Source organism: Streptomyces nanhaiensis (assembly GCF_046614825.1).
Taxonomy (GTDB): Bacteria; Actinomycetota; Actinomycetes; order Streptomycetales; family Streptomycetaceae; genus Streptomyces; species Streptomyces radiopugnans.
This window is the reverse complement of record NZ_JBKJFM010000353.1, coordinates 1-1,063: the sequence shown is the minus strand read 5'-3', so window position 1 is coordinate 1,063 and position 1,063 is coordinate 1. Positions and strand designations below refer to the sequence as shown.

Annotated in this window: 1 protein-coding gene; it reads left to right on the top strand. The window is 69.5% G+C overall.

The genetic code is table 11. From position 1 onward, the window contains the following. The coding region (locus tag ACLIYP_RS30545; protein ID WP_412716313.1) for a beta-ketoacyl reductase at nt 1–1,063 on the top strand (1,063 nt) is incomplete at both ends.

Genomic DNA, 1,063 nt, shown 5'->3' with positions numbered 1-1,063 from the left:
ACGGGGCGTTGGGTCTGGTTCAGGGGTGGCTGGCGGACGAGCGTTTCACCGATTCCCGGCTGGTGCTGCTCACCCGCAACGCCGTCGTCACCTCACCCGAGGACACCCCCAACCTGGAACACACCTCCATCTGGGGCCTCATCCGCTCCGCCCAGTCCGAACACCCCGACCGGATCGTGCTCATCGACACCGACGACCACGACAAATCCACTCACGCAATACCCCGCGCCCTGAGCACCGGTGAATCTCAGATCGCGATCCGCGCAGGCGAGTTCCTCGCACCCCGCCTCACCCGGGCCACCCTCGCGAAAACCGCAGCCCCCGCCTTCCGCCCCGACAGCACAGTCCTGATCACCGGCGCCACCGGCACCCTCGCCGCCCACATCGCCCACCACCTCGCTACCCACCACCAGGTCCAGAACCTGGTCCTGCTCTCCCGCCGCCCCGCCGACACACTCGCCACCACCCTCACCAACCTCGGCGCGAACACCACCATCGTCACCGGGGACGTAACCGACCCCGACACCCTCACCCACGTCCTCACCCACCACCCCGTCACCGCCGTCATCCACACCGCGGCCATCCTCGACGACGCCACCATCGACAACCTCACCCCCCACGCCCTCGACACAGTCCTCAACCCCAAGCTCGACGGCGCCCTCCTCCTCCACCAGCTCACCACCCAACTCACCCCCGACCTGGACGCCTTCGTCCTCTTCTCCTCCGCAGCAGCCACCTTCGGCGGACCCGGACAAGGCGCCTACGCAGCCGCCAACACCTTCCTCGACACCCTCGCCCACCACCGCCACACCCAAGGCCAGCCCGCCACCTCCCTCGGCTGGGGCCTCTGGGAAGACCGCTCCACCATGACCGGCAACCTCACCCACACCGACCTCCACCGCATGACCCGCCACGGAGTGTCCGGGCTGTCCGCGGCCGAGGGGCTGGCGTTGTTCGACGCGGCATGCGAGTCGGGTGAGGCGCATCTGCTGCCGATCCGGCTCGACGTCCGGGCGCTGCGGCGACGGGCCGACGACGGGGAACCCGTACCTGCGTTGCTGCG